General features: G+C 34.6%; 6 protein-coding genes. 2 read left to right on the plus strand and 4 right to left on the minus strand.

What is annotated here, in order from left to right:
• The 4 genes from F6K18_RS35600 to F6K18_RS37165 all read right to left on the minus strand — a co-directional run.
• Positions 1–216, minus strand: a 216-nt coding sequence (locus F6K18_RS35600) for a hypothetical protein (RefSeq protein ID WP_287528038.1), incomplete at its 3' end; no start/stop codon positions are given.
• A 285-nt stretch (positions 217–501) separates the two neighbouring features.
• Complete coding sequence (locus F6K18_RS35605) at positions 502–1,146, minus strand: Uma2 family endonuclease (RefSeq protein WP_287528040.1); 645 nt, start codon at positions 1,144–1,146, stop codon at positions 502–504.
• A gap of 63 nt (positions 1,147–1,209) precedes the next feature.
• A complete protein-coding gene (locus F6K18_RS35610; RefSeq protein WP_287528041.1) occupies positions 1,210–2,196 on the minus strand; it encodes a methyltransferase domain-containing protein in 987 nt (328 codons plus the stop codon).
• Between the two features lie 720 nt (positions 2,197–2,916).
• The gene (locus F6K18_RS37165) at positions 2,917–3,102 is read right to left on the minus strand and encodes a transposase (RefSeq protein WP_353735274.1); all 186 of its coding nucleotides are present in this window, start codon (positions 3,100–3,102) and stop codon (positions 2,917–2,919) included.
• Positions 3,103–3,329: 227 nt separating this feature from the next.
• On the opposite strand from F6K18_RS37165, the gene F6K18_RS35615 reads away from it, so the two are divergent.
• Together F6K18_RS35615 and F6K18_RS35620 are read left to right on the plus strand one after the other, a co-directional pair.
• Complete coding sequence (locus F6K18_RS35615) at positions 3,330–5,111, plus strand: hypothetical protein (RefSeq protein WP_287528043.1); 1,782 nt, start codon at positions 3,330–3,332, stop codon at positions 5,109–5,111.
• A gap of 950 nt (positions 5,112–6,061) precedes the next feature.
• The coding region (locus F6K18_RS35620) for a DUF4347 domain-containing protein (protein ID WP_287528045.1) at positions 6,062–6,418 on the plus strand (357 nt) is incomplete at its 3' end.

Here is a 6,418-nt window from a genome sequence, read left to right on the forward strand (position 1 = left end):
TTTAGCATTAATTTCTGCAGTGAGAATTCCTACTAAAAAACCACCGATACTTTTAGCATTAGGTTCGGCTTTTTCTATTGGCATTAAATCTACATTTTGTACGCCATCAAATTCTTTAATTTCCGACCAAATATTCTCGGTATCTGTTTGAAGCTGTTCCTCTTCTAATTGTTGGTCAGATAGAGTAATTGTTAGTTGAATATTTTCTAACGACATAATGTTTAATTGTTAGTTTTCAGGAATAAAATTACTAATTCAAAAGATAAATAAACTAGCACAGCAGTTTTCAGGTCAATGAACCACATTACAAAAATGATAATCCAGGACATTGTATGCAACTCCCTACTGTGTTCTACCCAAAATGAAAACCGCTGTAAACAGATAATCAGAATAATTATAACCTTAAATTAGTTCTTTAAGCAAAAATCGTAAATTATAGGGGTTATCCAAACCCCCACGATAAAATATTACAACATAATTTAGGATTACTATATTCTCTGATTAAGATTCTTGAAATTGAGACAATAGGGAAGCAATAACTTGATTTTGATTGATACTTCGACTCTGTTGTAAAGCCGCTTTTAAAACATCTATTACTAATCCTGGTAAAACTATAGATTCTGTAATCCTTTTACTGCCACCATCAACCATAGTAAAAGCAATAATATCTACATTTTTTACATCAACTATCCAATATTCTTTGATTTTTAAATCTTCATAGATCAACCTTTTCTCTCCTTTATCATCAGACAGTGAAGTATTGGCTATTTCTATAACTAAATCTGGGGGTGGATATGTACCTAAATCTACAATAGAAGTTCCCCAGGGAATAATATTGGCATTGTCACCTATATGGTAGGAAATATCTGGTTGTACTTCTTGAAATCCGATTTTTCTATAACTACAATTAGTTAGACCTTTATTGTCAATATTTTTGAGACTACAGAAAATACCAATAGCTATAGAAATAAGTGTATTATCGCTAGCATGGTCGTGACTTACTGGTGACATTTCTATTCTGAATTTTCCTTGATAATAATAAGATTTTGCTTTAGCATAAATGGGATTTTCAATAGTTTGGAGATATTCATCCCAAGTAGCTGAAATCCATGTATCTGTTGAAGTTTTTACTTGTAAATTAGTCATTTCAGTTATCAGTTATTAGTTATCATTTATCATTACCTCCTACTTCAGTAGGAGGCTTAAAAATTACATTTTAACTACTTCAGCTTCAGTATTCTCTGTTGATGATGATATTGAACTAACCTTAACCGCGCGGAACATTCCGAAACGACAAAGACCACTCCCGAATGCTAGACGCATCAATAACAAAGTAGGTACTTCTCGTATAGACTTAATTATCCCTGAGAAACCAAAACGAATCATTCCTTGAGGTCTAATTACGCCTTGCCAGATAGAATCTAACCAAGAAGGAATAGTCTCCTGTGTCCAATCTGCTGTTACTACTTCCCCTTCCACTAATCCAGTTTCTGCTATCAGTTCCGAAAAACCCTCAATACTAGAAAAAGCAGGATGAGACCACTGCTCTAATAACTGTTTCATTACAGGTTTTTCCCAGAAATTGAGTGGTTTTTGGCGATCATCTCGCTGATTCCAGTCAGCTACAACCAATATTCCACCAGGTTTTAATACCCGCATCATTTCTTCAGCATATTTAGCTTTATCTGGCATATGAGGTCCCGCTTCAATAGACCAAACTACATCAAAACTATTATCTGGAAAAGAAAGTGCTAGAGCATCATCTACCTGAAATTTAGCATCAACTCCTTCCGGGGTTAGTTCCTGAGCGCGTTGAACTTGTTTAGGACTAATAGTGATTCCTGTAACGTCAAACCCATAATCTTTTGCTAAAATACGGGTGCTGCCGCCAATGCCACAACCTACATCTAAAACAGTAGTACCGCGAGATAGTTTATCTAACCCTCCCCATTTCACCATTTCATGGACAAAGTCAGATTTGGCAGTCAAAAAATCTTTCCTCTGTGGTGGCGAACCATAGTGACCTAAGTGAATGTGTTCGCCCCAGTAAAATTCTAGGATACCGTCTTGAGTCCATTCATCGTAGGAATTAGCTACCGTCTCAGACGACTCATAACTGCGAGGGGTGAGAAAATAAAGCGCAATACCTACCACCAAAAGTAAAAGTAGAAATCCCAATAAGTAATATAAGAACATTTATCAAACCAGATTATTTATTTACCATTTTATTTATAGCAGGGAACAGGGAACAGTGGTGCGGCCTCGCGTCAGCATACCATGCTATAGAACCCCTGAGTGGTATCTATGCGACCGCCAATCTCTTAAGCATCAATCGGATCAAACACAGATTAATCTTAGCTGTAGTCTTTTTAAGAGTCCTTTTCCTGCGGAATGCTGCGCAAACAAAATTTTTGGTCAAGCTTTTACACCTGTCAAGTAAAATAGTAATTTTGGTATGGGTTAACAGGTTTGGACTTGAAGTAATCAATGTTATCTGACAAAATTTCTATTCATCCCTGATCGTCAGATACATTGGCTTTGCTGCAATAAGTAAAAAAAGCGCACCGCCCGCTCTGAGGTTTCCTCAGAGTAAGGACGGAGCAAGAAGGAAAACCGAGACTATCTACCGCGCTTATGTCGCTTAATTCCGGGGGTTGGTGATTAGGTAATGCCATTAAATATTTATGAACGGTACAATTATAGTTTTTTCATAGATCTTTGATAAAAAAGCATTACACATTCACCAATGCTTAATTCCGTTCGTGGATTTGTAAAAACAAAATCATGATTGACTTGATACTAGCATTGCAGGTATTTTTTACAGATAAGTGAATCAATGATGATTAAAGTTGTCCATCTGGCTTTTTTTTACCTGTTGATGTACTTGAGAATGCAATACATCTCTAACCTTCTCAATTATCCCTGATGCTCGCCACTGAATGTAGCTGCCAAAATACTGTTGAATAAGGAGGTAAGTATGCAGGGTAAGTCACACCAGTTACAACCATTCTTAAGTTGATACAAGATACCATCTAAGATTTCTCTGTTGCTCCATTTTTCTGGCCGAGTTTTCTTCTTCTTAGGTAGTAGTGGTTCGATCAGAACCTATTCTTTGTCTGTTAAACTACTTGAAGGCTGGCATTTTCTCATGCTAGTTGGTGATCGCTCATTAGTATAACTTTATTCCTAAAAGATCCCACTCAGGGGTTCTATAAATACATTTTTCGTTTGTTTCGTCTGAAAATTATCTAATATTATCTGTTATACCTGGAGTTTATTAAACTTGAAAAGCTCTTGAGTATAGTCATAAATTAAAATATTTCTAGTCTATGCAGCAGTTAAAGCGCCAACAAATTCCTATTTTATGTCTGATTTTTTTGCCAGTTTTATTCATGGGAATTTGCATCCTAAAATATAGCGTAAATTTTCCTTTTTCTGACCAATGGCCTCTAGCAGTAATGTTTGAGAAAATCTATGCTGGAAATTTATCTTTTAGCGATTTATTTGCTCAATTCCATGAAAGTAGAAAATTTTTTCCCAGGCTAATTTTTATCGGTTTAGCTTATTTGACTAATTGGGATGTCAGATATGAAATGTTGGTGATATTTCTGTTGACTTGTGTTGTTTCTTTCAATATTTATTGTTTAAATAGGTTGACTGTTAGGGCTAGTCTTTTTACTCAACTTTTGCTCTTGGCAATTTCTAATTTACTAATTTTTTCTCCTGCCCAATATGAAAATTGGCTTTGGGGAATTCAAATTGTGGTTTATACCCCTATTGCTTGTTTGACTGGTTGTTTGGTTATTGCCCAGAAAAAACTGAGTTTAAGAACTAAGTTTATTATTTGTTTTTGTCTCTGTACGGTTAGCACTTTTTCTTATGCCAATGGAATGTTGATTTGGGTATTAATTTTTCCAGCATTGGCAATTTTAGCTTCTGGAAAATTTGAGGAAGTTTTTACTAAGAATATTTGGATAATTATCGGTGGGTTGTTGGGTTTAGCTGCCAATTTAGTCGTATATTTTTATGATTATCAAAAGCCCGATAAACATCCAAGTTTTTTATCTGCTATAGCTCATCCAGTTGAGACAGTTCATTATTTTTTTGCTTTTTTAGGCGCTCCTTTAGGATTTGAAAATTTAACTGTGGCGACAATAGTAGGAGGTTTAGTATTTGGTTTTTGGCTGTTTTTAGGTTGGAAGTTTTTTTGGTTAGTTAAAACAGATTTTTTATTGTTACATCGTTTAATTGGTTGGCTAATAATTGGGATTTATGGAATTATTAGTGGTGCTGTAACTGCTGTAGGTAGAGTTGGTTTTGGTGTCGAACAATCTTTGGCTCCAAGATATACGGCTTTTTCATTATATTTGATGGTTTCTTTGGTTTATTTGTTGGCTATTTTTTGGCAGTTAGCTAGTCAAAAAAATGTTCAGACAAAGTTGATGAAATATACTTCCTACTTTTTGGTTAGTATTTTGATTATCTTACATCTTAAGACTACTATTAATGCTGTGGAGAGGATGAGCGATCGCCGAGTAATTTTATTACAAAGTAAGACTTGTATGTTAGTGATCAATGTTGTTCCTCAAGATGAATGTTTAGTGACTAAAAGAAGTCCTGAACCTCTGAGACAGACAGCTAATATTTTAGATAAATTAGGTTTTTTACAACCTGGTTTAGTTAAGAGTAAAAATATTCAAGATATTACTGGAGAGACAAAATCAAATTTAATTTATGGTTATTTTGATACAGTCAATAAAATTGACGATCAGACTTATGTTGCTAATGGTTGGGCAATTTTACCGGAAAGAAATGAAGTTGCTGATGGTGTGATTTTAACTTATGAAAATACCGAGGGAGAAGACATAATATTTAAGTTAATTAATCAGAGAATGCCGAGACCTAGTGTCAAGGAATATTTTGATAATTCAGCTTATTTAGATTCAGGTTGGCAAAAGTCTTTTACTGTGGAAGAAATTCCTCAAGGAAAGGTTAAACTTAAAGCTTGGGCGTTTGATACTGAAGCTGGCAAAGCTTTTTTATTGAATCAAACTCAAATAGTTAACGGGCGATCGGTAGTAATGGAACGAAAACGTGCGCCAAGGCTGTAAAGCATACCACGCAAGCTTCTTAGCAACATCTGCCATGTATATAAATGCCCTCAACACTCACTCATTAGAGCAAGAGTATTGTCAATACTCTTGTGTTGTAAGAATTGCTCTCATAATAATATAAATTTAATTTCTACTTACAACTCCTCAGTTAATAAGATTTGCAAAGCGTTTTGAGCAACTTGTTTTGCCCTTATACCAATTTGAAAAAAGAATGTTACGAATAATAAGTGCAATAAAAAAATTTTGTAGGAAATGTCCCTTTGACAAAAAAGAGAATTTACGACCTGAAAATTGGTATTAAATCTATTCCCATACGACTCCTGAATTCTGGATTCTGTTTGCGGAGCATTCCGTAGGAAATTCTAATAAATACCCTAGCTATTTGTAGCAAACATTTATCAAATTGGTATTAATGATATGACTTTTTGATACTTTAAAGAATGTGAGAATGACCCATCAAGGCCCGCAGTTCCTCAATCCCCATTAAACCCACTCTTTCGGTGGCAAAAGTATGAGGTAAATCATGGAGTAAGACTCCTGTTAATATGGGACTTTTATCGGTTACTTCTTTCCATAAGCTATAAACTCTATAAAATTTTTATGAGGTAGAGATAAGACAATTTCATCTTGCCAAAGTCCGATATTTATTCATCCTAACTCCTCATAAATTCTCCGTTTGAACTCCAATATTTTGGCAGATAATTATCACTAGAATACTGAAACATATTCGCCATCATCCACAAGAAAAATAACGTTTATTAGGTATCAAATATAAACAACTAGAAAAATAATTAAAACAAAAATAAACCTAAAAGGTTTCCTCCAAATTCACAATTAATCTCCCATATTTTAGAATTACTTAATCTTTGACAAATTGTCTTTTGACAAAACATTGACCGGGAGATTAGGGTGTTTTTCTAAATTTATCAATTTGAGGATTTATCAAGATGAATTTAATCTTAAAAAAATCTACAGAATCAACAAAAATCAACCAAAAGTTGCAGCAACTCCGACAGCATAAAAGATTGATGGTAATTGACACCAGAGTGGAAAATTATCGCCAGTTAGTAGCAGGAGTTACTCCACAAACAAAAGTTGCTTTAATTGACCCTAATCGTGACGGTATAGAACCCCTAACCGTATCTTTTCTGTCCAAGATTATACTAAGTCGCGATCACCAACCTGTTAAGCATCAGTCGAATCAAACAAAGATTAATCTTGGCTGTGGCATTTTCCAGAGTTCTTTTCCTGCCGAATGCTGCGCAAACAAAATTTTTAGTCAAGCTTTTACACCTTTCCATCCA

Source organism: Okeania sp. SIO2C2, assembly GCF_010692625.1.
Classification (GTDB): Bacteria; Cyanobacteriota; Cyanobacteriia; order Cyanobacteriales; family Microcoleaceae; genus Okeania; species Okeania hirsuta.

Coding starts and splice junctions, on each gene's coding strand:
- F6K18_RS35605 (WP_287528040.1), bottom strand. CDS start 1,146: ATGACTAATTTACAAGTAAAAACTTCAACAGATACATGGATTTCAGCT.
- F6K18_RS35610 (WP_287528041.1), bottom strand. CDS start 2,196: ATGTTCTTATATTACTTATTGGGATTTCTACTTTTACTTTTGGTGGTA.
- F6K18_RS35615 (WP_287528043.1), top strand. CDS start 3,330: ATGCAGCAGTTAAAGCGCCAACAAATTCCTATTTTATGTCTGATTTTT.